Here is a 26,807-nt window from a genome sequence, read left to right on the forward strand (position 1 = left end):
TATCAAGGGGTTCTTTTTTGAAATTAAATGTAAAGCTAAATGTAAAATAGGTATTTAGGCTGTTTCTATTTTTAATAATTTTTATTTAGGACAGTATTGCTGTATTATATTAATAATTATGCTATTAAAAAATAATAGATTAATTATATTGATTACGAGTGTTACACCTAAAGTTTAAACATTATATATACACCTATATAAAAAAATCAGTTCATAAAATAAAAATTTACACCCCCGCCCTCTCTTTTTCTTAAATTTATTTTGAAATTTGAAACTCGATTTTCTTTAATCTATATATGAGAAGTGCATAAGTTAAAAAGTTGAAGTTGGTTTTCGTTGTAGTTTCTTTTCTCAAATCTTTGTCGGCTGTATTTTGGGTTATGTTGTATGTTGGTTTTGGCATTCCTAATATTGTGTGCTATGAAATAATTTTGGCGGTCAAAACTTTTTCCCTTTTGTTTTTCGGTCAAATATTTTTCAGTTAGTTTTTGGTAGGTTTCGGGTTGGTTTTCTTTGTAATATTTCAAACCTGTCATACATAAAAACTTACTGCCTTTTTTTTGCATTGATATATCCAAATTGGTCACTAAACAAACTCTATTATTTTGTCCGTTTGTCCCATATTCCAAGTTTATCAGTTGAGAGGTGGTTTTGTCATTTTGCAAATTCTCTCTGTTTATGGTAGTTTTCTGTGTGGAATTTGGGACATTTTGAGAATTGAAAAGTTTATCAATAATCTGCAATTTGATGAGGTAATGCAGATTGTCTTTTCTGTCAAGTAAATTGATATATTTTTCTTTTGCTCTTATAAATTTCTTTCGTGTTACATCCGTTTTAAAACCACTCCAAAAATCAATACTTTTTACATTTTGGATAAACAATACCTCATCCCTTTTTAAGGCGTACAGTTCGTTCGATTTTAAACCTAAATTGATTAATAACACTTGTTCCCATTCATCCAATAAAATTTGTCCTAATCGGTTGTAGCTTTCCAAATTCAGTAAATCGGTGGCGGTGTTAATTCCGTATTTACAGATATTCTTTGCCTGTTTGCTCTTAACTTCAAAACGAAAAGTATTTTTGTTAATTCCGTATTCGGGATAGTCCGCAAACTGCAATCCTTTGGCGTATGCCTTTATCTGTTTGTAGCTGGTGGCATCTGTCTTTTTGAAGTATGGAAAATCCCCCACTTTAAAAGGTGTTTTTTTATAAAAATAAAGTCCATTGATGAGGTCTTTTGTATCTGCATCGGGAATAATGTTTAAACCAAATTCGATATTACAAACATTCAATTCGTTGTATTCTCGTTGTTTTATACCTAAGTAGATCAGAATATCAGAAATTGTACTAATTGCCTGTAATGGCGTAAAATCATTACCATTATGGTGGTATTGGTTAAAGTGATAATGCGGACTTACATTTATTTCCAAATGACAAAAACCAACTACCTTTCCGTTTTCTACTGCCTTGCGAAAATCCAAACTTAATTTTATCCCAAAATCTTTATGCCTTAATGAATAATAATTGTTGGTTTTTGGTCGGCATATCACAAAATCAGAATGCTGGTACAATCTATTTATAATTGTTTGGCTATGCGTTAAAAACTTAGTGTTATCTATCATTAATTTTCTATCTTTGGCGTATTGTAATGGTTGCCACTATTACATATTTGAACACAAAGGGAGCGGTTTAATCGTTCCCTTTTTTGTTGATGTGGCTTTGCATTACATTTGTTATTTTTCTTACTATTCGCATACGGTCGGTAGCGTTGAAAGGATAGAATTGCGGACAAATGCGGATGTAAATTGTTTCTATATCTTCAGGAATATAAGCTATAAACAAAGATTTTTTATCCTTTACCTTTAAATCTGCATAATAAAATCCTACCACTCCAGCTGGTCGCAATCCCGTAATGGTGCATTTGCTCCAATTGGTTGTATCTCGAATTTTAAAAAGATTTTCTGCTCCAGTAGTGGAATTGTAGCCGTTGTTTTTCTCGGTTCTTATAAACTCTGAAAATGCTATCTTTTCATATTTGGATAATTTGTATTGTCTGAATGATTTTTTAACCTCATCAAGTTTATAAATCATTCCGTAATGGTCGGGTATGTAAGTGGTTGCCGTTTTCATTTTAACTCAATTTGTTTTGGTTAATAATTTCGTCCACTTCGGAACGTTTGAAGTACACACGGTTTCCCATTCCGTAACTTGGGATAGTATTATCCTTTCTCCAACGATGCAAAGTGGAAAGATCTATTTTTAAAAGTTTACAGACTTCGGAACGTGTGAGGTATTCCGTTGGCTCTTTGGGTTGGAATTTTGCGGAAAGGTTTTCCGAAATCTCGGGAATAAGTGATTTTTTTAACTCTGCGAAAAAGTCGGGTAAATCATAACCGATAATTTGTAATGTACTCATGGCAATATCTTTTGTTAATTGATACTGCGAAATTAGAGTACAATAAAACCCCATTCTTTTAAAATGGGGTAGTTGGGGTAACTGTTTGGGGTATTTACTATATGGTTTTAGAGTTTATAAAATCCTGTGCTACCCTTTCATTATCATTAGAAACTCCGTTAATCATTGTTGATTTTATATTATCATAATTACCCCCTATCAATTCGTGAATAAATCTATATCTATCTTCTTTAATTGGAAATTTGTTTAATGTTTCCTCAATACCTAATTTATATAAAACTGCTATTTTTTCGGGGTTGGATAATTCCATTCTTGTTTTTTTTAAATTCTGCGTTTTTAAACTTTTAAAATATCCTTCTTGTTCTATTCTTTTTCCTATTTCAATACTTTTTTGGTAATATAAATATTCTAAAATTTTATTCCATTCTCCTGCCAGATTTCTATTAAATTCCAAGCTTTCAATCCACATTTCTTCTTCATGTCTTTCAATCACCCAATCGGGAGTATTGTCTTTATGCTCATTTATAAATCGTATTCTATCTAAGTGTTCTTTTGAATAAAACTTGATGAGGATTTCTAAATAACTTATAAAATTTGATTCCGGGTATTTATGTTGATAATATCCGTAATATTCACTTTTATAATCACTTTTAAAACTTTCTAAATTCGGATACAATGAAAATATTTCTTCTTCCATAACAGGTGTTATTTAATTTTGACAAAATAATTTGAATTGTAAACAAAAATTATTTTTTTGCTTGTTTCAGTGATTCCGTAATCAGGTCTATTTTTTTGTAAAAATATTTATCATTATACCTCCCCTCAACATATATTGCACCTGTTTTAGTATCAAGGATTGATAAATTAATATCACTGTACTTAGTCCTGATAGGAATATAACGCCCATTCATGTTGTAAAAGTAATTGTAAACCATTGCAATGATAACGCCTAACAGGAACACCCATAATAATTGTAATTTTTTATTCATAATCTGATAATTGTTCTTCTAGTTCTTGTTTTTCATCTTCTAAATTTTGCATCTCATACTCCAGTTCAGAGTTGTCTTTATTTAATCTTTTAATTTTATCTTCAAGATCATCAATATACTGCTCATTTTCTGCATTGTAATAACTAGATGTATCATTTCTACATGATTGGATAAATAAAAGAATAGTGATGATAAATAACGTCTTTTTCATAATTTAATTCTATTAATTTCCAACAGTATAGTTTGTACGTTCCCTAATCCCTTTCCAAATATTTTCATTCATTTCAGTAACATTAAACTCATTAGTCTTAATCTTGCTAATGACTTCATGCAATACATCATCAATGTATATATAGTTTTTGTTAGGCTCTTTTGTTTCAGCTATTTTGTAAGTAATTTCAAAAGTGTCCCCATTTTGGTAAAGTGTTGTTGTTGTCATAATTCAAATTGTTTTATTTATTAAATTTTAATTTCCTGATACTTTTATAATTCGCTCCATTGTTTCTCTCACATTCTCTATGATGAGATCTATAAATGGTTGTTTGTTATTTTCGGTTTGCGAGGTTTCTAATACTCGATAATATTTTAAACGACTATCCGTATCTCCTTTCAAAATCGCAATCGGAAATCCGTTTTGTAGTAAAATTAAATTCATCAAAAGGCGTGAAGTTCGTCCATTGCCATCAATAAAAGGGTGAATGGTTACCAAACGTTCGTGCATCTCGGCTGATAGCTCTATCGGGTGTAATTTGTCTTTGTTCTCGTTATACCAAATAAATAAACTTTCCATTTCTTTAGCCACTAAATACGGCTGTGGTGGTATATGTTTTGCTCCCGAAATTAACACCTGTACATTTCTGTACTTTCCTGCATTTGGATTATCAATACCTTGCAATATCAAAGAATGAATTTGTAATAAATCACGTTCGGAAATAATTTGTTTTTCCTGTGCTAATTCTTTGATATATTCTATTGCGTGTTGGTGGTTAATAGCTTCTAAATGTTCATTTAAAGACTTTCCGCCAATAGTTAAACCCTTTTCAATAACCAATGCAGTTTCCTGCAAAGTCAAAGTATTGCCCTCTATTTTGTTGCTCTCATAGGTATATTCAATATCAAATGCCTTTGCCACCTTGTCGCTGTGGTTTTGTCTTAAAATATTTAGTTTTTCTTTGAGTTGGTCGAGTTCTTTATATTTATTTTTCATTATGATATTTTTTGATTAGATAATTGTTTAAAAGTCTTTGCGGTCTGCATTGCCCAATCGTCTGCGGTCTTACCTATGTAATTCAAAAACATAGACTCGGTTTTATGCCCTGTAATGCTCATCAGTTGAGGTGTGGTAAATAGTTTATTGCCGTAAAAATTGGTCGCAAAAGAACGTCTGCAAACGTGCGAAGAAACAAGGTTACATTTTTCTGTTTCTACAATTTCGTTTTTCTTTTCGTACTCATTGTAAACTTTGCCTTTTATAATTTCGTGAATTCCTGCCAACTCACATACTTTTTTGATATGTAGATTGAATAAATTAGTATTACTCTCTTTATTGACGGAAAATATTGGCGGAAAATTACCGTTATATTTTTGCAATACAGTTTCTACCTCATCATGTAGCGGTATTACAACCTTTTCCCCTGTTTTCTGCTGTTTAATCTCTAAGAATCGGAATCTATTACCCTCGCTATCCGTTTTTGTGTAAATCATTGTTTTATTCATGCGTAATAAATCACTGGCACGTTGTCCCAAATAACACCCTAAAACCAACCAATCACGGGCAACATTCCAATCTGTGTTTAATGTCTGAACTTCTTTTATTTTCTGTATTTCATGAAAGGATAGAAATACTTTGTATTCTGTATTTGTTGTACCTGTACTAAATCCTTTTATTTGAAAGTGTATTTGTTTACCGTTTACACCAGCATCAAAAATTACCGTTTTTAGATTTTTAACAAATCGGTTAGCGGTTGTTTCCATTAAATTACAGTCGGTGATAATAAAGTTTTTAAACTCAATAAGAGTTTTACCGTCCACATCTTTTATTAGGAATATTTTTCTTTTCTTTTTCTGATACTCTAGAAAACGGTCTTTAAGGTTCAAGTATTTTAGAATTGTACTTTTTGTATAAGAATTTGTTTGTGTTTTAAATTCTATGAAGTTTGAAAGATAATTGATAAAAACAGAATCGTCCTCTTTAACTTCGATACGGTTAAAAAATGTATCTATTTTATCGGACAACCAATCCTTTGAGAAAATAACACCTTTGGAATAATCGAAATTATATTCTTTTAAGATATGATTTTCGAGGGCGTTAAGTTCCGTTGTAAGGATTTTATTCTCCGTAATGGTTTGGATAGGTCGGGAAGTTTTAACACTCCAAAATTTATAGTTTATGGTTTTCCCTGTTTTAATCTGAAAAACATTATCCCGATTTATAGAAAAACGGATATAGATTTGAGCGTTTTCGGTTTTTTGGATAACCCGAAATTTAACAGTTGCCATTTATTTGAATTTGAACATATCAAAGATAAATATTTCCAACCAAATTTCCAACCAATTTCCAACCGTTTCAAAATTCTATAAAATACAATGCAACGTAAAAACATCAATATTCATAGTATTTAAGGGGGTTTTAACGTGTTTTTTGAATGTTTAAAAAAGTATGAAAAAGTGCAAATTACGTCCGCTAGGTACCTCATAAAACCTTTAATAATCTACAACAGATTTTTAGAGGTTTTTTTATGCAATAAAGTTATTTTATTTAATTTCTAATTAAATAATTTTTAAAACAATTTAATCTTTTTAACATTTCGTTAACTAAAATTTGGCTTCATTATTGAAAATACATTTCCGTGAGTAGTCGTTGCTCACCAATAATTAAAAATTTTGAGTTATGAAAAATATAGTTTTAGCAGGAGTAATCTCAATATTTGCATTGACGGCCTGTAAGAAGAACCAAGATTCTGTAGCAGAAAAAACTTTAGAACAACAGAAAATGGATTTTCAGGTAAGACAGCTTGAAATAGAAAAACAAAAACTAGCTATAGAAAAAGAAAGATTTCAATATGAAACCCAAAAAAGAGCCGACAGTATTGCAATCGTAGAAAAAGAAAGAGCAAAAACTGTCGCAGCTGCGAAACCTCAAATTATACGAGAAACCAAAACTATTTATCGTGATGCACCTAGATCTTCTAGTGGAAGCAGTTCGGGAAACAGCAATGGAACTTCACAAGGTACAACAGAAAAGAAAAAAGGAATTAGCGAAGCCGCTAAAGGTACCGCTATCGGTGTTGTAAGTGGTGCTGCATTAGGAGCTCTAGTGAACAAGAAAAACCGAGGTGGAGGTGCCGTAGTTGGAGGTATTATTGGCGGTGCTACAGGATATACTTTAGGAAGAGCTCAGGATAGAAAAAGTGGCAGAGTTCAGCCAAGGTAAATTTCAAATAATTTTTACATATATACTTTCGAAGAGATTGCTTATTTTTAGGCAATCTTTTTTATGTTATTTATATTTTTCTCATTGGTATTTATTATTCCTTTCCTTATGGGTTGGGGAAATCTGTTGGACAAGATTTTCCCGAGCAAAATAAAAGGAATTTCGGGAAAAACGATAAGTGGTATTTTATTTTTAGGGCTAATTTTCACAGCATTATCATTTTTTATTGCTTTAAATATTTATGTAGAAATTCCCGTTATACTTATAGGATTATTTTATTTTTTCAAGGATAAAATATATTTGGATTTTTATAAATTACCTAAAGGAAATGCTGTTTTACTTTGTATTTTCGGTGCCATAGTCCTTTATTGTGGTTCTTCTTATCCATTTATCTTAGACCATTTTGGGTATTATATTCCATCAATAAAATGGCTTACAGAAGTGGGATTGGTAAAAGGAATTTCTAATCTCGACCTTATTTTAGGGCAAATGTCGATGTGGCATATTTTACAGGCAGGATTCAGTAATTTTTGCGATCCTTTTCTTAAACTGAATACCATATTACTAATTATTTACCTTTTTTACATCATAGAAAATGAAAGCTGGATTCATTTGTTTTTCATTCCTGTTCTTTTATTTTTCACACAATCTCCAAGTCCCGATTTGCCTGTCATAGTACTTTCTTTAATTATTTTGAATGAAATTTTCATAGGAAATAAAGCCATATCATTTTTATTTGCTTTATCAATTTTTGCATTTTCAATTAAACCAACCATTATTTGGCTTCCTTTTTTTATTATACTTTACTCTATTTTCTGTGTAAAACTAGACGTAAAGAAACTCATTTTCGGGTTTTGCATTTTTTTGCTGTTCATATTTAAAAACATTTGGACATTTGGTTATCCAGTTTTTCCGGTTGCAGTTTTAGACTTAGGATTTTCGTGGAAACCCAATCCAGAACTTTTACATTCATCCTCCCAGTTGGCAATTGTAAAAACATACGACGAACAGTTTTCTTATCAGGAAATTATGAAGTTTTCTTGGTTTGAATACATTAAAAACTGGTTTCTTATTCCGGGAATTAAATCTTTTATTCATATAGGTTTTGTCCTGACTTTGGTAGGATTTATTATTTTCAGCTTTATCAAAAAAAACAAGATCATCAGTATTTTATGTATATCTGTTTTATTAAAAAGTATTTTGGTTTTACTTTTTTCTGCTCAATACAGATTTTTTCTTGAAGTTTTTTTTGTCGTGTTTTTGGTAATAGGTTATCAGATATTCAGTAAGAAAATAACTGTTTCTTTTTCGCTGATTATGAGTATTTTATTTTGTGGAATTTTTACTTTCCCGAAACTCATTCAGCAATCTATTCCGAGTTTTCAGTTGGGTAAATTTATTGTTGAAAAAGACTGTATGCAGTTATACAAACCTTCTCATTATCAATACAAAAACTTTGAAAAATTTAAAATTGGTAATCTGAAATTTAATGTATCGAAGCAATATCCATTTAATTTTGATACTCCAATTCCTGCAATTTCAGAAAATTATGTATTTGATTACCAAAAAGCCAAAATCTTCCCTCAAATGATTGACAAAAACAACATTAAAAAAGGATTCATCTGGAAGAAACTGAACCATGCTGAAGAAAAAGAAGTGGAAAAAACAGTTCATGCGATTAAAAGCCATTATCCACAAACTGAGAAATAATTTGCAGGTTTTCTGAATAAAAAGCAATAATTTTGTATTATGTTCAATTCATTAGGTAATCTTCTTAACCTCACAACTTTTGGTGAGAGCCACGGCATAGCGTATGGCGGAATTATTAATAATTTCCCTTCGGGCGTAGAAATAAATTTAGAGAAAATACAGTACGAACTGGATCGTAGAAAGCCCGGTCAGTCAGCAATCGTTACACAAAGAAAAGAAAGCGATAAAGTAAAATTTCTGTCCGGAATTTTCGAGGGAAAAACTACAGGTACACCCATTGGTTTTTTAGTAGAAAATGAAAATCAGAAGTCGAAAGATTACGATCATATCGCTGAAATGTACCGCCCAAGTCACGCAGATTTTACTTACGATCAAAAATTTGATATCCGTGATTATCGCGGCGGCGGAAAATCTTCGGCACGCGAAACTATCAACTGGGTAGTTGCAGGAGCTTTAGCTAAGCAGCTTTTACCAGAAATAGAAATAAATGCGTATGTTTCTTCCGTAGGTGATATTTTCTGTGAAAAACCATATCAGGCTTTAGATTTTTCTAAAACTGAAAATAATGATGTGAGATGTCCAGATGCAGAAACTGCCGAAAAAATGATTGCCAGAATTAAAGAGATTAAAAAAGAAGGCAATACGATAGGCGGAACGGTTACTTGCGTTATAAAAAACGTTCCTGTAGGAATTGGTGAACCTGTTTTTTCTAAATTACAGGCTGAACTCGCAAAAGCAATGTTGAATATTAATGCCTGCAAAGGTTTTGAATACGGAAGTGGATTTTGTGGTGCAAAAATGACGGGTTCTGAACATAATGATTCTTTTAATACCGATTTCAGTACGAAGTCTAACCTTTCAGGAGGAATTCAGGGTGGTATTTCCAACGGAATGGATATTTATTTCAGAGTCGCTTTCAAGCCGGTAGCCACTATTTTGAGACCTCAAGAAAGTGTAGACAAATATGGAAATCCTGTTATTGTGGAAGGTAAAGGAAGACACGATCCATGCGTAGTTCCAAGAGCTGTACCAATTGTAGAAAATCTGGCTGCTTTTGTGTTAGCAGATCTATTTTTAATTAATAAAACAAGAAATATAAACCAATTTAAATAATCTTTTGAGTAATGAAAAATTACTGGGACAAAGCCATTTCTTTCGACGAATATATTAAAATCGGGAAAAGCAGACTCGAAAATCCAGCCAATCAGCAGGAAGCCGAATTTAAACATTATTATGAACTCGGACTTCAGCGAATTGATCGTACCTTAAAAAAATACACTCCCAACGAAGAGCAGCTTGCAGAACTAGAATCTAAAAATTTTGACGGAAAAATCCTGATAATTTCTGAAGTCTGGTGTGGTGATGCAAGTGCAACAGTTCCTGCTTTGGTGAAGTTTTTTGAAGGAAAAAACGAAGTAAAAATTTTTCTTCGCGACAGCGATAAAAGTTTGATTAACCAATATTTAACCAACGGTACAGAGTCTATCCCAAAAGTTCTTCTTTTAGACAAGGATTATAATGTGAAAAATTCTTGGGGACCACGTCCAAAATTCGGACATGGATTACTTCTTAAATACAAAGCCGATCCGGAAAATTATACCAAAGATATGTTTTACAACGATCTGCAGGTTTATTACGCCAAGAATAGAGGCAAAGATGCCATACAGGAAATTTTAGATTTACTGTAAAAAAAACTTCTGTCTTTTGACAGAAGTTTTTTTTTGATTAATGTGCTTCCAGCCAGTTATTTCCTACACCCACCTCTACCAATAATGGGACATTGGTTTCAATAGCAGATTCCATTTCTTTTTTAATAAGGTTTTTCGCCGTTTCTACTTCTTCAATAGGCGCTTCAAATAACAATTCGTCATGCACCTGAAGCAGCATTTTGGTCTGAAGATTCTGTTCCTGAAGCTCTTTGTCTATTTTAATCATCGCCATTTTTACAACATCTGCGGCACTTCCTTGTACAGGAGCATTCACCGCATTTCTTTCGGCATGACCTCGCACCACGAAATTTCCGGAATTAATATCTTTCAGATGTCTTTTTCTGCCTAAAATCGTTTCTACATATCCCAACTCTCTAGCTTTGGCAACCTGTTCTGCCATATATGCTTTCAGTTTTGGATAAGTTTCAAAATATGCTTCAATCATTTGTTTTGCCTCGGTTCTCGAAAGACCGGTTTGTTCTGCCAAAGCAAAAGCACCCTGACCGTAAATTATTCCAAAATTAACCGTTTTCGCCTGACTTCTCTGTGTTTTTGAAACTTCTTCTAATGGAATTTTAAACAATTTTGCCGCTGTAGAAGCGTGAATATCTTCACCGTTCTGAAAGGCTTTAATCATATTCTCTTCACCCGAAATTTCGGCAATTAGACGCAGTTCTATTTGAGAATAATCTGCAGAAATAATTTTTTTTCCTTCACCCGAAACAAAAGCTCCACGAATTTGCTGCCCTCTCAAAGTACGGATTGGGATATTCTGTAAATTAGGATTTACACTCGCCAAACGCCCCGTTGCAGCAGTGGTCTGAGAAAAATTGGTATGTACTCTGTTATCCTCTTTATCAATCTGGGATGGCAAAGCATCAACATAAGTAGATTTCAGCTTCTGATAAGTTCTGTATTCTAAAATATGCTGTATAATTTCGTGTTTTGAAGCTAATTTTTGCAGAACATCTTCGGAAGTAGCGTACTGTCCGGTTTTAGTTTTTTTAGCTTTCGGATCCAGCTGCATTTTTTCAAATAGAATATCGCCCAACTGTCTTGGAGAATTCATATTAAATTCTTCACCGGAAATTTCAAATATGGTAGATTCTAATTGCCTTAAATCATTTTCCAGATCAATACTTTCCTGAGCCAGCCATTTTTCGTCTAAAGAAATTCCTGCCAATTCCATTTTAGCTAAAACTTCCATTAAAGGCATTTCAATTTTAAAAAATAAATCTTCTAAATTCTCTTTTTTGAGCTGTGGTGCGAACAATTCGTATAACTGAAAAGTAACATCTGCATCTTCCGCAGCGTAATCGGTCTGGGTTCTTAAATCTGCATCCCGAAAGTTACCTTGCTTTTTGCCCTTTTTTCCAATAATAGTTTCAATGGAAACGGGTTTATAATGAAGATAAACTTCAGAAAGATAATCCATTCCGTGTCTTCCGTCGGGATTCAGAAGATAATGTGCAATCATGGTATCGAACATTGCACCTTTTACGGTAATATTATATTTTTGAAGAACCTTATAATCGTATTTTAAGTTGTGAGCAATCTTAATTAAATCTTCTTTTTCAAAAAATGGTCGGAAAATTTCCAAAGTCTGTAAAACTTCAGCCTGATCCTCAGAAAACGGAACATAATACGCCAAACCTTTTTGGTAGGAAAAGCTCATTCCCACAAGCTCGGCTTCCATTTCATTTAGAGAAGTCGTTTCGGTATCAAAACACACTGCTTTTTGTCTGAGTAAATTTTCAACTAAAATTTTCTGAGCTTTAGGATTGTTTACAAACTGGTACAAATGGTCGTTTTGCTCAATAGTTGTTTTTGTGCAAGTTGCCTGATCGAGTTCTTCATAAGTAGCAAAAAGGTCGAGCTGTCCTACATTTTTGGCAACTTTCTGCTGTGGAGTTTCTGTAATCTGAATTTCAACTTCGGAAACCTGAGCACTTTTCACCGACAGCGTTTCGGATGGAGCAAAAGCACGATAAAGATTTTCATAAAGCCTTCTGAATTCAATTTCATCAAAAATCTCCTTTACTTTTTCGAAATCGGGAGTTTCAAGATCGTATTGTTCCTGATGGAATTCAATCGGAGCATCGCAGATAATGGTTGCTAATTTTTTAGATAAAATACCGCGTTCAGCCGAAGCTTCAACTTTTTCTTTAAGCTTACCTTTTAACTGGTCTGTATTGGCTAAAAGATTTTCGATACTTCCGAATTCTTTAAGGAATTTCATAGCTGTTTTCTCTCCTACTCCATCCAATCCGGGAATATTATCTACTGCATCTCCCATCATTGCCAGAAAATCGATGACCTGTTTCGGATCTTCAATCTCATATTTTGCTTTTACTTCATCAACACCTAATATTTCGATATCACCACCTTTTAAGCCTGGTTTATATATTTTAATTTTATCGGTAACCAATTGGGCAAAATCCTTATCCGGAGTTACCATAAAAGTAGTGTAACCTTCTTTTTCTGCTTTGCATGCAATGGTTCCAATAACATCATCCGCTTCATAGCCTTCTACACCCAAGTGCGGGATATGCATTGCCTCCAAAATCCTTTTTATATAAGGAATTGCTGTTGTAATTGCTTCCGGAGTTTCGCTTCGATTGGCTTTGTACTCGGTATAGTCATTGGTTCTCACACTTGCCTGTCCGACATCAAAAACTACAGCCAAATGGGTTGGTTTTTCTCTTCGGATAAGCTCTATCAAAGAATTGGTAAAACCAAAAATAGCAGATGTATCAATCCCTGTACTGGTAATTCTAGGACTTCTGATGAGTGCATAATATCCTCTGAAAATCATTGCATACGCATCAATAAGAAAAAGCCTTTTATCTTGTGTTGCCTCCATATTTTGAATAATGAACAAATATATGAAATCGGGATGAGCGGTGAAACATAAACCCTCATCAAGAAAAAATGAAGTTCTTTTTATAATTGATTCCAAAACCTATATAATTTCAAAAAAATTCTTACATTCGCTTTATGGTTATGAACAACACATATTATTATGGAATTTCTACCTCATTTATGGGATAAGGATTTCTGATATAGATATATAAACCTCGTCCGAAAGACGGGGTTTCTTTTTTAAATTAAAATAACATGAAAATAAGCATTATTGGTGTAGGTCTTATTGGAGGCTCGCTCGCATTAAAATTAAAACAGAAAAAAGCTGCCGAATATATTTATGGAATTGATAATAATTCTGAAAATCTTAAAGATGCTCTTTCTTTAAATATCATTGATGAAAAAGCAGATTTCAAAACAGGAATTGAAGCAGCAGACCTCATCATTATTGCTGTTCCAGTAGATTCTGCCAAAAATATTCTGCCGGAAGTTTTAGATTTAATCAATGACCGCCAAACGGTGATGGATGTGGGTTCTACCAAGTCCGGAATTGTAAAATCTGTGGAAAATCATCCTAAAAGATCAAGATTTGTGGCATTCCACCCGATGTGGGGCACAGAAAACCACGGTGCAAAATCTGCAACTGCCGAAAGTTTTGCCCACAAAGCAGGTGTAATCTGCGACAGAGAAAAATCTTCCCCGGATGCATTGGAACTTGTAGAAAATATTGTAAAAAACCTCGAAATACATCCAATTTACATGAATGCTGAAGATCACGATGTACATACAGCCTATATTTCGCACATTTCGCACATCACTTCTTACGCTTTAGCTAATACCGTTTTGGAGAAGGAAAAAGAGGAAGAAACTATTTTTCAGTTGGCGAGTTCGGGTTTTTCGAGTACGGTTCGTCTGGCGAAATCTCATCCTGAAATGTGGGTTCCGATTTTTAAACAAAACAAAGAAAATGTTTTGGATGTGCTTAATGAGCATATTTTCCAGCTTAAAAAATTCAAATCTGCGTTGGAGAAAGAAAATTTTGAATTTCTTGAAGAATTAATTGTGAATGCCAACAAAATACGTGGAATTCTAGATAAATAAAAATTTCATTGAATTATGTTTTAAAAACTTCCTTTAGGGAGTTTTTTTATTTTAAAATGATTTGAAGAGAATACCAAACAAATTTATTTTTTTTAACTTTATTAAAATAATATTTAACTTTATTAAAATAATTATTACATTTACAAAAAAATTAAATGAAACTTCCTATAACTTGCCCGAGTTGCGAGCATAATCTTAATGTAAGCCAGATGAAGTGTCCCGACTGCGGAACGCAAGTGAGTGGAGATTATGAGCTTCCTGTTTTTTTAAAGCTTAAGAGAGATGAGCAGGATTTTATTCTCAATTTTTTTCTTTCCAGCGGAAGTATTAAAGAAATGGCAAAACAGGCAGACCTTTCTTACCCAACCATGAGAAATAAGATGGATGATCTCATTGAGAAAATTACGAAGCTAAATACCCTGTAAATAATGAAAAATATACCTGTAAAAGTAGGTTGGGAACTTTATATACCCATGTTCATTATTATATTTTTTCCTGTTTTTTTAGAAATAAAAAATGGTAATTGGAATACGGTATGGCTACCTTCCATTCTTTATGCAATAGTTATGATACTAACTTACACCATTCGTTACCAAATGGATAGGGAATTTTTATACATCCGAAACTCCGTCTTTGGAACCACCAGATTAAGGATTACGGGAATTTCTAAAATAGAGAAAACGTGGAATATGCTTTCATCACCTGCTCCAGCTGTTATAGGAAGAGTAAAAATATATTCTAAAGATGGCGATATTATTATTTCTCCTAAAAATTTTATGGATTTCGAGCGTGAGCTTCTTGCAATAAACCCAAATATTAAAATAGTAAAATAAAAAAATGAACTGGAAAACTATTTTTAATCCTTTTGTAAAATTTGACGAGAAAAAATTGCTTCTTGCAGGGATAGGTTCTGCAATTATTGTTTTTTCTATAAGTTATTTGCTCGGTTATCAGATGGATAGCTTATTTCATTTTAATTATCTCAATAAGAAAGATTCTTTACTTAAAAGTATTGGATATACGCTGCTTGTATATGCAATAAGCAGTTTCGTTTTCTATATCTACGGAAAAATAATAAATAAAAAAACAAGATTTATTGATATTATTACTCCTGTTCTTATTTCCCAATGCGTGGGAATTTTTGTAGTACTTCTTTCAGAAATCCCATTAGTAAAAAATGCTCAGCAAGAAATTTTGTCATCTACAGAAAATATTGCGCCCCATTTTTCACCACTTACACTTATTACAATACTTGTATTTTCAATTTTGTCGTTAACTATTTCTGTTTATGGAATAGCTCTGTTCTACAATGGCTTTAAAACGGCCACTAATATGAAAAATTGGTATCATATTGTGGTATTTGCCATTTTACTTTTAACGCTAATGATAAGCATGCAATTTTTACAATAAATAATAAACAATGAAAAACAAATTTTCACTTCTCTTCAGTTTCTTGATTTTCAATTTAAGTTTTGCACAACAAATTATAGGTTCCTGGATGGGCGAACTTGAAATTCAGGCTACAAAACTTCCGTTAATTGTTAATATTAAGCAAGTGGATAGTGTTTATAGTGCTACTTTAGACAGTCCGTTACAAGGTGCAGAAGGAATTCCCGTAGATCGTACCACCTTTAAGAACAAAGAGTTGTTTTTTGAAATTAAAAAAATAAATGCTTCTTTTAAAGGAATTTTGAATAATTCGGAAATTAAAGGAAATTTCAGGCAAAACGGAATGGTTCTTCCTCTTCTATTAAAACCTTTCGATAAAGCAAAGCATCAAGATGGCGAAGTTGAAAATTTAAGTTTAGCAGATATTTCAGAAAGTTCAAAGAAAATGGATGAGTATTTATCTTATCTTGAAAAAAATAATGCACTTGCAGGAGAAATTTCTGTTTTCAAAGAAGGCAAGGAGGTTTATAAAAAGACATTTGGAGAAAAAAATCTTCCCGATTTTAAGAATAGCAATACCGTTTTTCAGATTGGATCTATTACCAAAACGATGACCGCCATTATGATTTTTAAAATGATAGAAGAAAAAAAACTGAATCTTAATACAACACTGGATCAGTTCTTCCCTCAGATTCCTAATGCTAAAAAAATTACGATTGCTCAGCTCCTGCATCACAGTTCAGGATTGGGAGATTATGTACAGGGAGAAAAGAATACAAGATGGTTGGTAACTCCGCAGTCGGAAAAAGCTATCATAGACAGAATTACACAGCAAGGATCTCTATTTGAGCCCGGAACGGGGCAACAATATTCTAATTCAGGATATTATTTACTTACAAAAATCTTAGAAAAGGTTTCTGATAAATCGTATTCAGAAAATTTAAAAAAATATATTATCAATCCATTAAAATTAAAAGATTTTTATACCGCAAGTCAGAAATCATCTTTTATATATCCTTCATTTCTTTACGATAAAAAATGGGTTCGCGTAAAGGATTTTGATTTCAATAATGTAGTAGGCGTAGGAGATATTGCTACTACTCCTTATCAGCTCAACATTATCATTAATTCTATTTTTGATAAAAAAATAATCTCCAAAGAATCTTTACACGAGATGATGCCCGATACCCAAAAATTCGGAATGGGATTATCTATTGTACCTTTTTACGGGAAAATTTTTGTTGGCCACAGCGGTGGAACATACGGAACCAATTCTCTAATGATATATAATGGAGAAGAAAACATTTCTATTTCTTATTCTTTAAATGCCGACAGATCAGGAATTGCCGGAAACGAATTTGCACTAGCAATACTCAGTTTTCTGTATGGTAAAAAATATGATTTGCCAAAAATTAATAAAAAATTTGCTTAAATAAAAGATGGTGATGCTTTACTGAAATCGTCCGCATCTTTTACCCAAAACGTCCTGATGCTTTCTTTAAATCATCAGGACGTTTTTATATACGATTTTAAAGTTTTTTTTCTAACACTCAGGAACATTCACCGCAATAGCTAAACCGCCTTCCGAAGTTTCTTTAAAGCGGTCATTCATAGACAGGGCCGTTTCCCACATGGTCTGAATTACTTCATCCAGCGTTACTCTGGCTTTCGTAGGATCACTCTCTAAAGCAATATTAGCCGCTGTGATGGCTTTTATGGCACCCATTGTATTTCGTTCTATACAGGGAATCTGCACCAAACCTTTAATAGGATCACAGGTTAAGCCTAAATGATGCTCCATAGCAATTTCTGCCGCCATCAAAACCTGCCCTACGCTTCCTCCGAGAATCTCAGTTAAGCCCGCCGCTGCCATAGCCGAAGAAACGCCTACTTCCGCCTGACATCCGCCCATTGCCGCAGAAATCGTAGCATTTTTCTTGAATAAAGTACCTATTTCTCCTGCAACGAGAATAAATCTCGCAATATCATCCTCACTTACAGCATCCGTAAACGCCTGAGAATACATTAAAACAGCAGGAATTACACCACTTGCTCCGTTGGTGGGAGCAGTAATAATTCTTCCGAAGCTTGCATTTTCTTCATTTACCGCCAGCGCAAAACAGGAAATCCATTTGTTGATATTAGTGAAATTTTCTTCTGCATCTACCACAAGCTGAAACCATTCTTCAATATTTTTATAAACTTTATCGCCCAAAAGTTTCCTGTTGATTCCGGCAGCACGTCTGGTAACATTGAGGCCTCCAGGAAGAATTCCTTCTTTATTTACGCCTTTATATATACATTCTTTGATATTTTTCCAGATGTATAATGCTTCTGCTTGGGTTTCTTCCTTAGTTCTCCAGCTTTCTTCGTTCATCAGAATCAGATCAGACATTTTTGAAAGTCCGAGTTTTTCGCAATATTTTACAATATCCGAAGATTTATGACAAGGATATAAAGTGCGGACACAATGCTTATCTATAGATTTTTTTTCCTGACTCATGATAAAACCTCCTCCTACAGAATAAAAATCCTGAACTAGCTCTGTTCCGTCTTCAAAAATGGCCCTGAAAATCATTCCGTTGGGATGATAGTTTAAAGTTTTCTGCATATTCAGAACCAAATGATATCCATAAATGAAGGGAATCTCTTTTTCTCCGCCTAAATTTAGAATTTCAGATTTTTTAATATGCTCAATTTTATCATCAATTTTGGTGGTATCAATGGTTTTAAAATCTTCACCGCTTAGACCGAGCATTCCGGCAATATCGGTTCCGTGACCAATTCCTGTTTTAGCTAAAGAGCCGAAAAATTCTACGAAAACTTCTTTTACCTCATCTATTGACCGTTCTCTTTTTATAATTCTGATAAACGCTGCAGCCGCATTCCACGGTCCCATCGTATGAGAACTCGACGGTCCTATTCCTACTTTAATAATCTCAAAAACTGATATTGATTCCATAAATGAATTTTCACTTTCAAACGAAAGCAAAGATACACGGAAATTTTTTTAATTTGAAATGAATCGTATACTAGAATTATTGCGAATGATAGTCCGCTCCGTAGGAGCGACACCTTTAAAAAGTAAAATATTGTCCTGTCCCAAAAAATCCGATACAAATTATAGGTCTAAAATAATTTTCTTGAGAAGAAATTTACCATTTCAGGTTTTCTCCGTGTTGAGACAAATCAAGTCCCATCTCTTCAGAATCTTCTTTTACTCTTAAGCTTATAATCCTGTCAGTAATTTTATATAAAATCAAAGAACCGAAAAACGTAAAAATAGAAACCAGAACCAAAGCCATCATGTGATGTCCAAACACTCCAAATCCTCCATGAAGAAGGCTTGCATTCTCACCGTGAGCAAAAATAGCCGTAAGAATCATTCCCATAATCCCACCAACACCGTGACAGGCAAATACATCGAGAGTATCATCAATTTTTTTCAGTGACTTCCAATTCATCATGATATTGGAAACAATTGCAGAAACAAAACCTATAAAAATACTTTCCTGTACCGAAACAAATCCACAACCAGGAGTAATCGCCACCAAACCTACTACAGCCCCAATACAGGCTCCCAAAGCAGAAACTTTTCTTCCGTTAATTCTGTCAAAAAAAATCCACGTCATCATTGCAGAGGCCGATGCTATAGTTGTTGTTCCGAATGCAATAGCAGCCGTTGCATTTGCACTTAAAGCAGATCCCGCATTGAACCCAAACCATCCAAACCAAAGCATCCCCGTTCCAAGAATCACGTACGGAATATTGGATGGCTCATGATGAGGATTTTTTCTTCTGCCCAAGACAATAGCTCCGGCTAATGCAGCAAACCCCGCACTCATATGAACTACTGTTCCTCCTGCAAAATCTTTAATACCGAAAAATTTATTTAAAAGCCCATCCGGATGCCAAACCATATGACATAACGGAGTATAAATAAACAGACTGAAAAGTACCATAAAAACCAAATAAGAAATAAATCTTACCCTTTCGGCAAAAGAACCGGTAATTAAAGCCGGGGTAATTACGGCAAACTTCATCTGGAAAAGTGCAAAAAGAATGAAAGGTATGGTAGATGCCATCGCTTTATGCGGATAAATACTTACATGGTTAAAGAATGGATACGTAAAAGGATTTCCTATAATCCCATAATGTACACCATTGATAGTGAATCCGATAGATTCTCCGAAGGATAGAGAAAAACCGATAACAATCCACAAAATAGAAATTACTCCCAAAGCAATAAAGCTTTGCAACATGGTAGAAATCACATTTTTTTTACCTACCATTCCGCCGTAGAAGAATGACAAACCCGGAGTCATGAGAAGAACCAAACCTGCAGCTGCCAAAATCCAGGCAACATCTGAGCCTACAATTTCTTTTTCGCTTAAAAAATTACCTGTATTGGGAAGATCAACATCCGGTCTGAAAAATAATCCGCCGATGGCAACAATACAAATAATTACAAATGAAACTTTCCATTTCAAACCAACTTTCATAAAATTTATTTTTAACCCCCTCAAAATTATAAATAAATTTTATAAAAACACATATTTCAAATAAACAACCCTTAAAAAAATACACTATATCAAATTATTTACATCTTAATTGAATAGTTTATTTAAAATTAGCGAAACCTCTTTAGATTTTGTTGCCGGAAACAAATGCGTTCCGCCCTTAATAATATAATCTGGTTTAGAATTTTTAATAGGAAAAACAATGTCGCGATCTCCCAAAATCTGAATTACATTGGGAATTTCTTCAAACTTCCATTCTGAAATTTTTTCTACAGACCATTTAAGATAATAGGGATCCCGAACCTGAAAATACTCCATTAATTTAGGGTTTTTAGGATCTACCATTTTTCTTAACCTTGTATAAAGCAGAGATGTTTTTTCTCCAAAAAATCTGGTGGGAAGAAATTTGGGTATTTTGGTTATTTCTCCCATTTTAATGAGCTTCGATTTTTCTTTATCAGATTTTATACTTCCCAAAATAATCACTTTTTCAGCGGGTTTTAATCTGTTGATTTCCTGCACCATAATACCCCCGAAAGAGTATCCTAGCAAATAAAATGGCTCAGAATCATTAATTTTTTCTGCCATTCTACCGACATACGAAGAAAATGACTCATCTGCTTCGGGAATTAGCCAATCTATAAAAGCCACTTCGTGCTGTTTAGGAAACTGAAGCCTTTCTAATACTTTAAAATCTGCACCGAGACCACTTATTACGTAAATTTTCATCAATATAAACTGTTTTTCGTTAAGCTAAAATAAAAAAAGGACTGCTTAATTGAAAGCAGTCCTGATTAATTTATGAAAGTTTAACCCTATCTAGGTCTTTCGTTATCTACTTTTTCTGTAGAAAGCTTAAATTGAATTTCCATCTCGTCTTTAATGAAATAATCTTTCATTGAACTTTGATAGAAAACTTTAAAATCTCTTCTGTTTAAAGAGAATTTAGAAGATTCAATCTCTACTGTAAACTGCGTGATATGTGCATTAGCCGGGAAAGAGATGGTCTTTCTTACCCCTTTAATAGTGATATCTCCAACAATTGTAGAATTATACTCTTCGTTTGCCAAAGGAATAATTCTTTTTAAATGAAATGTTGCTGTAGGAAACTTTTTAACATCGAAAAAAGTTGGTCCTTTAAGATCATTGGTAAGCTTCACTTGGTCATCCCCCGATAAATCTGCCACCATTAAACTTCTCATGTCTATTACAAACTCACCATCTACCAAAACTGTCTTGTCGAAATTAAATTTACCGCTTTTCAGTTTTATGGTTCCGTAATGGGATGTCGCTTTTGTTTTTACCACCTTGTGTCCCCACCATTTTATCTCAGAAGTAACCACCTTAGAAACTTTATCTCCTTTCTTTTGGGCAAAAACCGATGACATGCATGCACACATCAAAACAAACAATAGTAATCTTTTCATTCTTTTTTATTTACAATTCAACAAAAATAAAAAAAAGTGTAGAACTTCTACACTTTTAACAATCTTTTTTTAAATAAATTATTTTGCCATAAGCTTTACCGTCATATCCACTTCATCTTTCACAAAAACATCTTTCATGGACGATTTGTACGCTACATCAAATTTTTGTCTGTCGAAAGAAAATTTAGCGGAAGTAAGAGACACTGCACCGTCTTTCACAATTATATTGGCAGGGAAAGAAACAGAACTTGTTTTCCCTTTTACCGTAAGATCTCCCGTAATGGTTTTGTTGTAAGATTTATTATTACTCTTTTTTACAGAAGTAATTTTGAAATTGGCTGTAGGATATTTTTCAACTTCAAAAAAATCTCCGTCTTTTAAATGTCCGTTTAGTTTGCCTTGCATTTCGCCTGAAACATCTGTTGCATTAATCGAAGTCATATCCAACACAAAAGATCCGCCAACAACTTCATTGCCTTTTACAACAACATTTCCAGATTTTACATTAATGGTTCCGTCATGAGAACTCGCTGCAGATTTAGCTACTTTATATCCCCACCAGTGCACATCGGAGCTTACCACTTTTTTTGTCTGCCCGAAAGCCAATCCGCTTGCCAATACTGCCAATAACAATAATTTTTTCATTTTTTTAAATAATTTTGAAGCTGCAAATATAATCATCTTTGCTCGGCAATTTTATTGATCTATATCAATTAAACAGAATTATCTTCTTTGTTTATAATACCTCAGCTAAATAATTAATCAGGTTATAAAAAATGAGCTACCGAAAAATCGGTAACTCATTGTATTTTGTAAATAAAGAATTTTATTTATTCTTCAGTTCTTCTTTAATTTTATTTTCGATTTCTTCTGCAAGTTCAGGGTTATCTTTAAGAACATCTTTTACAGAATCTCTACCTTGTCCCAATTTAGAATCTTCATAGCTAAACCAAGAACCACTTTTCTTAACAACTCCTAAATCTACAGCGGTATCTAGAATTTCTCCAACTTTAGAAACCCCTTCGCCGTACATAATATCAAATTCAGCTTGTTTAAATGGCGGAGCCACTTTATTTTTAACAATTTTCACCTTTACGCGGCTTCCGATAGCTTCATCACCATTTTTAATTGGTGCACTGGCTTTTCTGATATCTACTCTCACTGAAGCGTAGAATTTCAAAGCATTTCCACCGGTAGTAGTTTCCGGATTTCCGAACATTACTCCGATTTTCTCTCTTAACTGGTTAATGAAAATCACCGTACATTTGGTTCTAGAAATTGTTGCCGTTAATTTTCTTAATGCCTGAGACATCAATCTTGCATGAAGCCCCATCTTAGAATCTCCCATTTCCCCTTCAATTTCAGCTTTAGGAGTTAATGCCGCAACAGAGTCAATTACCACAATATCAATAGCTCCGGAACGGATTAAATTATCTGCAATCTCCAAAGCCTGTTCTCCGTTATCCGGCTGAGAAATAATAAGATTTTCCAGATCGATACCCAATTTTGAAGCATAAGATCTGTCGAATGCATGTTCAGCATCAATAAAAGCGGCAATACCACCAGCTTTTTGAGCTTCAGCAATAGCGTGAAGCGTTAAGGTTGTTTTACCTGAAGATTCAGGACCGTAGATTTCAATAATTCTTCCTCTTGGATAACCTCCTACACCTAAAGCAATGTCTAACCCTAAAGAACCTGAAGGTATTACTTCTATAGTATTATCTACAGAATCGTCTCCTAAAGTCATTACAGTACCTTTCCCGTATGTTTTATCTAATTTATCCAGCACCAGTGCAAGTGCTTTTTTCTTATCTTCTATGTTACTCATTCCGATTAAATATAATTTATCAAAATTACGCAATTTTAATTTGAAAAGCTAATTTTATTTGAGTCTGAAAATCATTAAAAACGTTAAAAAATCATTTAATGAAAATTTGAATGCTGAGATATTTTAAGGTAATCTTCCAGCACTTTCATCTGATCTTTATTTCCTTTTTCGATTCGTGCTTTACGGCTTATGAGATTGTTATAAATAAAATTCAAGAATTTTTTAGTTACTGGAAAACCGCTTTTAAAGGGAACATCTGGAATCTTCAAACGTTCGCATACTTCTTCACCAAGTAAAAACCATGTACAGCAAATATGAAGATAACGGAGATTTTTACGCTGAAAATTATATTTAAGGATCGGATTTTCCAAAGATTCATTTAAAAGTGAATGCGCAAGTAAAACGGAATCCTCATCGGATGACGGCTGAACTGAAGTCCACAAATAAAAATATTCTGTTGCCTGTTTTTTATCATCCGGCAGAAGCTGTTCCGGAATTCCCAAAAGAGACCCTACATACTTCCAAAGGTGGAAAAGCCCCTTTTCTTCTTCTAATGCAATGGTATTTCCCAATTTTTTAAGACTGTGCATAAAAACTAAGCTAAAACCAATATAAGTTGCCATCATATCCCAAGAATTAATGGGCTCTCCCCATTTTTCGGTATCCCAGGCTTTATAATGTTTTTTTATAGAAAGTCTTGCGTAAGAATGGATAAGTCTTGTTTTAATGGCAAATTCATACCCTTTTTTATGAATTTCCAAGGCGTTGTAGCGCGTAACATTCACCCAGAAATCTAAAGTTTCCGAAAGCCTTTTTACAGCTCCTTTCTTTAAAGCTTCAGTAGCGATGAGAGGCTTGTTCAGATAGGCGTAATCGTATCCTCCGATAAGGCAATAATCTCTGAGGGAAATAAGAGAATCGAGATTGCTTCTCATGCAAAGCTCCGCTCCTTTATTAATTAACTGATAATCTAACCAATCTGGTATTTTTTGAGTTTGAAGAAAAAGCGCCTTAACACTTTCTGGAACATCATCATCAACTGAAACTCCTTTTCGGATATACTGTTCTATTTCTTCGGATGCTTTCTTAAAACTTCTTGTGAAATAAATGTCTTTTACAACCTCATCTCCCGCTGAATCTGTATGATAATAGAATTGAGAAAACTTTTCAAAATCATTGAAATTTACCTGAGCTCCCGAAAAGTCGATAAGTTGTTTTCCGTTTCCCTTTTCCCAGAAATTCCGAAAATGGGAAGCGTTTTTAAAGCGTGGCTGTAATTGGATTTCTTTCATTCTGCTCATAAATTTACATTTTTTTGAAGAAATTTCAAAAAAAACGAACGCTTATCATTTCTAGAATACCTCGGAAGTATGCTGCTATTTTTTTAAATAAGAAAAGTTAATTCATCAACTTTCCGAACCACAAATACACATCTTCACCACTTGGAATGTTTAATTTCTTACGAATGTTAGATTTTTTCGTCTGTACCGTTCTTATAGACGTATTGGTAAACTGGGCAATATCTTTAGTGGAAAAATTTAAAAACAAATATGCATAAAAACGCAATTCTGTAATATTGGTTTTAGGATCAATATCCAATATTTTAGGCATAAAATTAGGGTATAGCTCCTGAAAGAGAGTTAAAAATTCCGGACTGTTTGCTCTTGCCAATTCATTCAGTTGTATAAATTTTTCATTAGAAAACTCAACTGTTTTGGGTTCTATATTATTTTGAAGTATTTTATTTTCTGTTAACAGTTCTTCCTCATTATTTTCTATTGTCTTACTATTATAGCGAGATTTCTTTTTCTTTTTTAAATATAAAAAAACCAAGATACCTGCAGAAACACTTAAAACAACTGCTGAAACTACGTATTTCAGAACTTCATTCTTATCTTTTTTTATTTCATCATTCAGAGCCCAATTTAAAGCAAAATCTTTGGCATTACGATCTCTTTCTTTAATTTTTTCTTTAATCTCTTCTACCTTTTTTGTGTATATTTCTATACTATCTTTCTTTTGGGTTAAAATAGAAAGATTCAGAATTTTTTGGCTTAATTCTAAATCGGAGCTAAGTGTTATTACATTAACTTCTTTATAATATTTTTTTGCGTTAAATATATCGTCCCATGCCTGATTGTAATTTTTATAATTAACCTCTGTATCCGAAAGATTATTATAGATATTTAGAAGCATCGAATGTGAATTTACATTCTTCAGATTTTTTCTGGTTAAGTTCAAATAATGATTTGCCTGCCCAAATTTCTTTAGGTTAGAATACGCCAAAGCATAAAAAGAATCAAGATAATATCTGTAATCTGGATCTTTATAATATACACTTTGTGGAGTAGCCCTTATATAATTACCCTCGGCTTCTTTTATATGATATAGATATTGGCGATAATTTTTTAGTTCACCATAATTGTATGCAATATCTGTGTTAAATTGAAATGCAAAATCATCTTTGTGGGTAAGTTTAGAAATTCCTTCTTTAAGATAATCGATAGACCTTTCGTGAAATCCTAAATTTAGAAAAACTCCTCCTAATTGCCAATAAAAACTATTAATATTGTTGTCATTTTCAGGTTTCTTTACTAAAAATTTAGAATCGAGCTCTCCAAAAGACTTAAGCAACTTCTCATTATCTCCACGAAAATTATAGATATAATTTTTCAGAAAATAACTATTTAAAATCCCTCATGAATAATTTATTTTCTTGGATTCTTCGTTTACAACATTTAACTGATGAATGTATTTGTCATTATAAATATCCTCTACTGCCTGCATGGCGATAAGGTTTATTTTTTCAACTATCTTTCTTGTTAAAGCTGATGATGGTTCTCCTGCATATAAAAATGAAAAACAAAAAACCAGAATTAAAAAAAATTGTTTTTAATGAAATTTCCCAACAGTATGAATTTATTTCATACAAAAATAAACATTTATTATTATTTAGTTTTCACAAACAAAAATAATTTTAAAAAGAGCTACGATAAAGAATTATTGTATACATAGCTTAATTACGTAGTCTCAAAAAAACACGTCTATTAAAACTAAAATTAGACTTATTAACATGAGGCTGTCTCAAAAGAGAGACAGCCTTTTTAATGTAAAAAAGGAAAGCCTAAGCTTTCCTAATAGTTGCAAATTTCGTAATTTGCTGTGTGTTAACTAAGTCAAAAGTAGTCTTTAAAGATTACAATCCCAAGCAAAATCTGCTTTTTCCTCCGAATTTGTCGGAGTTGATCGATGAAAAGCATCCTGTGAAAATAGTTTCAAACATCATCGATGGTTTGGATATTAAAAACTTAATCAAAAGCTATAAACCCAAATTCCGCAATAGAAAAAAAAGAGTATTTTAGTATTCTAATATCCAACTGCGTAGCAGTAGAAAAAAATAAGCGATGAAATTCGATCTATCCT

General features: G+C 33.1%; 27 protein-coding genes. 9 read left to right on the forward strand and 18 right to left on the reverse strand.

Translation table 11 applies throughout. From position 1 onward, the window contains the following. Positions 1–290: 290 nt before the first annotated feature. The 9 genes from IV513_RS10670 to IV513_RS10710 form a co-directional block, all read right to left on the reverse strand. Positions 291–1,622, reverse strand: coding sequence for a hypothetical protein (locus IV513_RS10670; RefSeq protein ID WP_209390558.1), 1,332 nt, complete (start codon positions 1,620–1,622; stop codon positions 291–293). Between the two features lie 67 nt (positions 1,623–1,689). Beyond that, entirely contained in the window at positions 1,690–2,130 is a 441-nt protein-coding gene (locus IV513_RS10675) for a hypothetical protein (RefSeq protein ID WP_209390559.1), read from the reverse strand. Position 2,131: 1 nt separating this feature from the next. Continuing rightward, the gene (locus IV513_RS10680) at positions 2,132–2,416 is read right to left on the reverse strand and encodes a helix-turn-helix domain-containing protein (protein ID WP_209390560.1); all 285 of its coding nucleotides are present in this window, start codon (positions 2,414–2,416) and stop codon (positions 2,132–2,134) included. Between the two features lie 97 nt (positions 2,417–2,513). Then, positions 2,514–3,113, reverse strand: a complete 600-nt coding sequence (locus IV513_RS10685) for a hypothetical protein (RefSeq protein ID WP_209390561.1) — start codon at positions 3,111–3,113, stop codon at positions 2,514–2,516. Positions 3,114–3,162: 49 nt separating this feature from the next. Beyond that, entirely contained in the window at positions 3,163–3,405 is a 243-nt protein-coding gene (locus IV513_RS10690) for a hypothetical protein (protein WP_209390562.1), read from the reverse strand. Next, entirely contained in the window at positions 3,398–3,616 is a 219-nt protein-coding gene (locus IV513_RS10695; RefSeq protein ID WP_209390563.1) for a hypothetical protein, read from the reverse strand. Before IV513_RS10695 ends, IV513_RS10690 begins: the two co-directional genes overlap by 8 nt. Positions 3,617–3,628: 12 nt before the next feature. After that, positions 3,629–3,844: a hypothetical protein gene (locus IV513_RS10700; RefSeq protein ID WP_209390564.1), complete on the reverse strand. Its 216-nt coding sequence runs from the start codon at positions 3,842–3,844 to the stop codon at positions 3,629–3,631. A gap of 27 nt (positions 3,845–3,871) precedes the next feature. Continuing rightward, positions 3,872–4,612: a Fic family protein gene (locus tag IV513_RS10705; RefSeq protein ID WP_209390565.1), complete on the reverse strand. Its 741-nt coding sequence runs from the start codon at positions 4,610–4,612 to the stop codon at positions 3,872–3,874. Then, entirely contained in the window at positions 4,612–5,904 is a 1,293-nt protein-coding gene (locus tag IV513_RS10710) for a phage integrase SAM-like domain-containing protein (RefSeq protein ID WP_209390566.1), read from the reverse strand. Before IV513_RS10710 ends, IV513_RS10705 begins: the two co-directional genes overlap by 1 nt. Before the next feature lie 391 nt (positions 5,905–6,295). Here IV513_RS10710 and IV513_RS10715 point away from each other — a divergent pair, with 391 nt between their 5' ends. The 4 genes from IV513_RS10715 to IV513_RS10730 all read left to right on the forward strand — a co-directional run bounded on the left by IV513_RS10715 (position 6,296) and on the right by IV513_RS10730 (position 10,236). Beyond that, positions 6,296–6,838, forward strand: a complete 543-nt coding sequence (locus IV513_RS10715) for a glycine zipper domain-containing protein (protein ID WP_209390567.1) — start codon at positions 6,296–6,298, stop codon at positions 6,836–6,838. A gap of 63 nt (positions 6,839–6,901) precedes the next feature. Next, a complete protein-coding gene (locus IV513_RS10720) occupies positions 6,902–8,548 on the forward strand; it encodes a hypothetical protein (RefSeq protein ID WP_245168925.1) in 1,647 nt (548 codons plus the stop codon). A 39-nt stretch (positions 8,549–8,587) separates the two neighbouring features. Then, on the forward strand, positions 8,588–9,661 hold the full coding sequence (aroC, locus tag IV513_RS10725; RefSeq protein WP_209390568.1) for a chorismate synthase: 1,074 nt from the start codon (positions 8,588–8,590) through the stop codon (positions 9,659–9,661). 11 nt (positions 9,662–9,672) lie between these two features. Then, entirely contained in the window at positions 9,673–10,236 is a 564-nt protein-coding gene (locus tag IV513_RS10730; RefSeq protein WP_209390569.1) for a thioredoxin family protein, read from the forward strand. A gap of 37 nt (positions 10,237–10,273) precedes the next feature. On the opposite strand, the gene polA is transcribed toward IV513_RS10730, so the two are convergent. Then, positions 10,274–13,120: a DNA polymerase I gene (gene polA / locus IV513_RS10735; protein ID WP_209390570.1), complete on the reverse strand. Its 2,847-nt coding sequence runs from the start codon at positions 13,118–13,120 to the stop codon at positions 10,274–10,276. A gap of 254 nt (positions 13,121–13,374) precedes the next feature. On the opposite strand from polA, the gene IV513_RS10740 reads away from it, so the two are divergent. From IV513_RS10740 to IV513_RS10760, 5 genes are all read left to right on the forward strand, one after another. After that, positions 13,375–14,220 carry a prephenate dehydrogenase gene (locus IV513_RS10740; RefSeq protein ID WP_209390571.1) on the forward strand — a complete coding sequence of 282 codons (846 nt, stop codon included), beginning with the start codon at positions 13,375–13,377 and terminating at the stop codon, positions 14,218–14,220. A 155-nt stretch (positions 14,221–14,375) separates the two neighbouring features. Further along, the gene (locus IV513_RS10745) at positions 14,376–14,645 is read left to right on the forward strand and encodes a DUF2089 family protein (protein WP_209390572.1); all 270 of its coding nucleotides are present in this window, start codon (positions 14,376–14,378) and stop codon (positions 14,643–14,645) included. A 3-nt stretch (positions 14,646–14,648) separates the two neighbouring features. After that, positions 14,649–15,053 (forward strand): PH domain-containing protein, encoded by a 405-nt coding sequence (locus IV513_RS10750; RefSeq protein WP_209390573.1) that lies wholly within the window; start codon positions 14,649–14,651, stop codon positions 15,051–15,053. A gap of 4 nt (positions 15,054–15,057) precedes the next feature. Next, positions 15,058–15,630: a YIP1 family protein gene (locus IV513_RS10755; protein WP_209390574.1), complete on the forward strand. Its 573-nt coding sequence runs from the start codon at positions 15,058–15,060 to the stop codon at positions 15,628–15,630. A 10-nt stretch (positions 15,631–15,640) separates the two neighbouring features. After that, a complete protein-coding gene (locus IV513_RS10760; RefSeq protein WP_209390575.1) occupies positions 15,641–17,041 on the forward strand; it encodes a serine hydrolase in 1,401 nt (466 codons plus the stop codon). Between the two features lie 111 nt (positions 17,042–17,152). On the opposite strand, the gene IV513_RS10765 is transcribed toward IV513_RS10760, so the two are convergent. The 8 genes from IV513_RS10765 to IV513_RS10800 all read right to left on the reverse strand — a co-directional run bounded on the left by IV513_RS10765 (position 17,153) and on the right by IV513_RS10800 (position 26,018). Next, entirely contained in the window at positions 17,153–18,571 is a 1,419-nt protein-coding gene (locus IV513_RS10765) for an L-serine ammonia-lyase (protein ID WP_209390576.1), read from the reverse strand. A 193-nt stretch (positions 18,572–18,764) separates the two neighbouring features. Further along, a complete protein-coding gene (locus tag IV513_RS10770) occupies positions 18,765–20,111 on the reverse strand; it encodes an ammonium transporter (RefSeq protein ID WP_209390577.1) in 1,347 nt (448 codons plus the stop codon). A 105-nt stretch (positions 20,112–20,216) separates the two neighbouring features. Continuing rightward, positions 20,217–20,858, reverse strand: coding sequence for an alpha/beta hydrolase (locus IV513_RS10775; RefSeq protein ID WP_209390578.1), 642 nt, complete (start codon positions 20,856–20,858; stop codon positions 20,217–20,219). 86 nt (positions 20,859–20,944) lie between these two features. Beyond that, a complete protein-coding gene (locus tag IV513_RS10780) occupies positions 20,945–21,556 on the reverse strand; it encodes a YceI family protein (protein WP_209390579.1) in 612 nt (203 codons plus the stop codon). Between the two features lie 78 nt (positions 21,557–21,634). Then, positions 21,635–22,201 (reverse strand): YceI family protein, encoded by a 567-nt coding sequence (locus tag IV513_RS10785; RefSeq protein ID WP_209390580.1) that lies wholly within the window; start codon positions 22,199–22,201, stop codon positions 21,635–21,637. Positions 22,202–22,382: 181 nt separating this feature from the next. Further along, complete coding sequence (recA, locus tag IV513_RS10790) at positions 22,383–23,384, reverse strand: recombinase RecA (RefSeq protein WP_209390581.1); 1,002 nt, start codon at positions 23,382–23,384, stop codon at positions 22,383–22,385. 95 nt (positions 23,385–23,479) lie between these two features. Further along, on the reverse strand, positions 23,480–24,676 hold the full coding sequence (locus tag IV513_RS10795) for an oxygenase MpaB family protein (protein WP_245168926.1): 1,197 nt from the start codon (positions 24,674–24,676) through the stop codon (positions 23,480–23,482). A gap of 106 nt (positions 24,677–24,782) precedes the next feature. Next, positions 24,783–26,018, reverse strand: a complete 1,236-nt coding sequence (locus IV513_RS10800; RefSeq protein ID WP_209390582.1) for a LuxR C-terminal-related transcriptional regulator — start codon at positions 26,016–26,018, stop codon at positions 24,783–24,785. Positions 26,019–26,807: the final 789 nt, after the last annotated feature.

Origin of the sequence: Chryseobacterium sp. RR2-3-20, assembly GCF_017808115.1 — a bacterium.
In the GTDB taxonomy this organism is placed as follows: Bacteria; Bacteroidota; Bacteroidia; order Flavobacteriales; family Weeksellaceae; genus Chryseobacterium; species Chryseobacterium oryzae.

Bases quoted from the DNA above. Each gene is read 5' to 3' on its own strand.
- IV513_RS10680 (WP_209390560.1), bottom strand. From the start codon at position 2,416: ATGAGTACATTACAAATTATCGGTTATGATTTACCCGACTTTTTCGCA.
- IV513_RS10670 (WP_209390558.1), bottom strand. From the start codon at position 1,622: ATGATAGATAACACTAAGTTTTTAACGCATAGCCAAACAATTATAAAT.
- IV513_RS10685 (WP_209390561.1), bottom strand. From the start codon at position 3,113: ATGGAAGAAGAAATATTTTCATTGTATCCGAATTTAGAAAGTTTTAAA.
- IV513_RS10770 (WP_209390577.1), bottom strand. From the start codon at position 20,111: ATGAAAGTTGGTTTGAAATGGAAAGTTTCATTTGTAATTATTTGTATT.
- IV513_RS10700 (WP_209390564.1), bottom strand. From the start codon at position 3,844: ATGACAACAACAACACTTTACCAAAATGGGGACACTTTTGAAATTACT.
- IV513_RS10730 (WP_209390569.1), top strand. From the start codon at position 9,673: ATGAAAAATTACTGGGACAAAGCCATTTCTTTCGACGAATATATTAAA.
- aroC (WP_209390568.1), top strand. From the start codon at position 8,588: ATGTTCAATTCATTAGGTAATCTTCTTAACCTCACAACTTTTGGTGAG.
- recA (WP_209390581.1), bottom strand. From the start codon at position 23,384: ATGAGTAACATAGAAGATAAGAAAAAAGCACTTGCACTGGTGCTGGAT.
- IV513_RS10705 (WP_209390565.1), bottom strand. From the start codon at position 4,612: ATGAAAAATAAATATAAAGAACTCGACCAACTCAAAGAAAAACTAAAT.
- IV513_RS10785 (WP_209390580.1), bottom strand. From the start codon at position 22,201: ATGAAAAAATTATTGTTATTGGCAGTATTGGCAAGCGGATTGGCTTTC.
- polA (WP_209390570.1), bottom strand. From the start codon at position 13,120: ATGGAGGCAACACAAGATAAAAGGCTTTTTCTTATTGATGCGTATGCA.
- IV513_RS10690 (WP_209390562.1), bottom strand. From the start codon at position 3,405: ATGAATAAAAAATTACAATTATTATGGGTGTTCCTGTTAGGCGTTATC.
- IV513_RS10720 (WP_245168925.1), top strand. From the start codon at position 6,902: ATGTTATTTATATTTTTCTCATTGGTATTTATTATTCCTTTCCTTATG.
- IV513_RS10755 (WP_209390574.1), top strand. From the start codon at position 15,058: ATGAACTGGAAAACTATTTTTAATCCTTTTGTAAAATTTGACGAGAAA.
- IV513_RS10775 (WP_209390578.1), bottom strand. From the start codon at position 20,858: ATGAAAATTTACGTAATAAGTGGTCTCGGTGCAGATTTTAAAGTATTA.
- IV513_RS10765 (WP_209390576.1), bottom strand. From the start codon at position 18,571: ATGGAATCAATATCAGTTTTTGAGATTATTAAAGTAGGAATAGGACCG.
- IV513_RS10675 (WP_209390559.1), bottom strand. From the start codon at position 2,130: ATGAAAACGGCAACCACTTACATACCCGACCATTACGGAATGATTTAT.
- IV513_RS10695 (WP_209390563.1), bottom strand. From the start codon at position 3,616: ATGAAAAAGACGTTATTTATCATCACTATTCTTTTATTTATCCAATCA.
- IV513_RS10795 (WP_245168926.1), bottom strand. From the start codon at position 24,676: ATGAAAGAAATCCAATTACAGCCACGCTTTAAAAACGCTTCCCATTTT.
- IV513_RS10760 (WP_209390575.1), top strand. From the start codon at position 15,641: ATGAAAAACAAATTTTCACTTCTCTTCAGTTTCTTGATTTTCAATTTA.
- IV513_RS10715 (WP_209390567.1), top strand. From the start codon at position 6,296: ATGAAAAATATAGTTTTAGCAGGAGTAATCTCAATATTTGCATTGACG.
- IV513_RS10740 (WP_209390571.1), top strand. From the start codon at position 13,375: ATGAAAATAAGCATTATTGGTGTAGGTCTTATTGGAGGCTCGCTCGCA.
- IV513_RS10750 (WP_209390573.1), top strand. From the start codon at position 14,649: ATGAAAAATATACCTGTAAAAGTAGGTTGGGAACTTTATATACCCATG.
- IV513_RS10745 (WP_209390572.1), top strand. From the start codon at position 14,376: ATGAAACTTCCTATAACTTGCCCGAGTTGCGAGCATAATCTTAATGTA.
- IV513_RS10710 (WP_209390566.1), bottom strand. From the start codon at position 5,904: ATGGCAACTGTTAAATTTCGGGTTATCCAAAAAACCGAAAACGCTCAA.
- IV513_RS10780 (WP_209390579.1), bottom strand. From the start codon at position 21,556: ATGAAAAGATTACTATTGTTTGTTTTGATGTGTGCATGCATGTCATCG.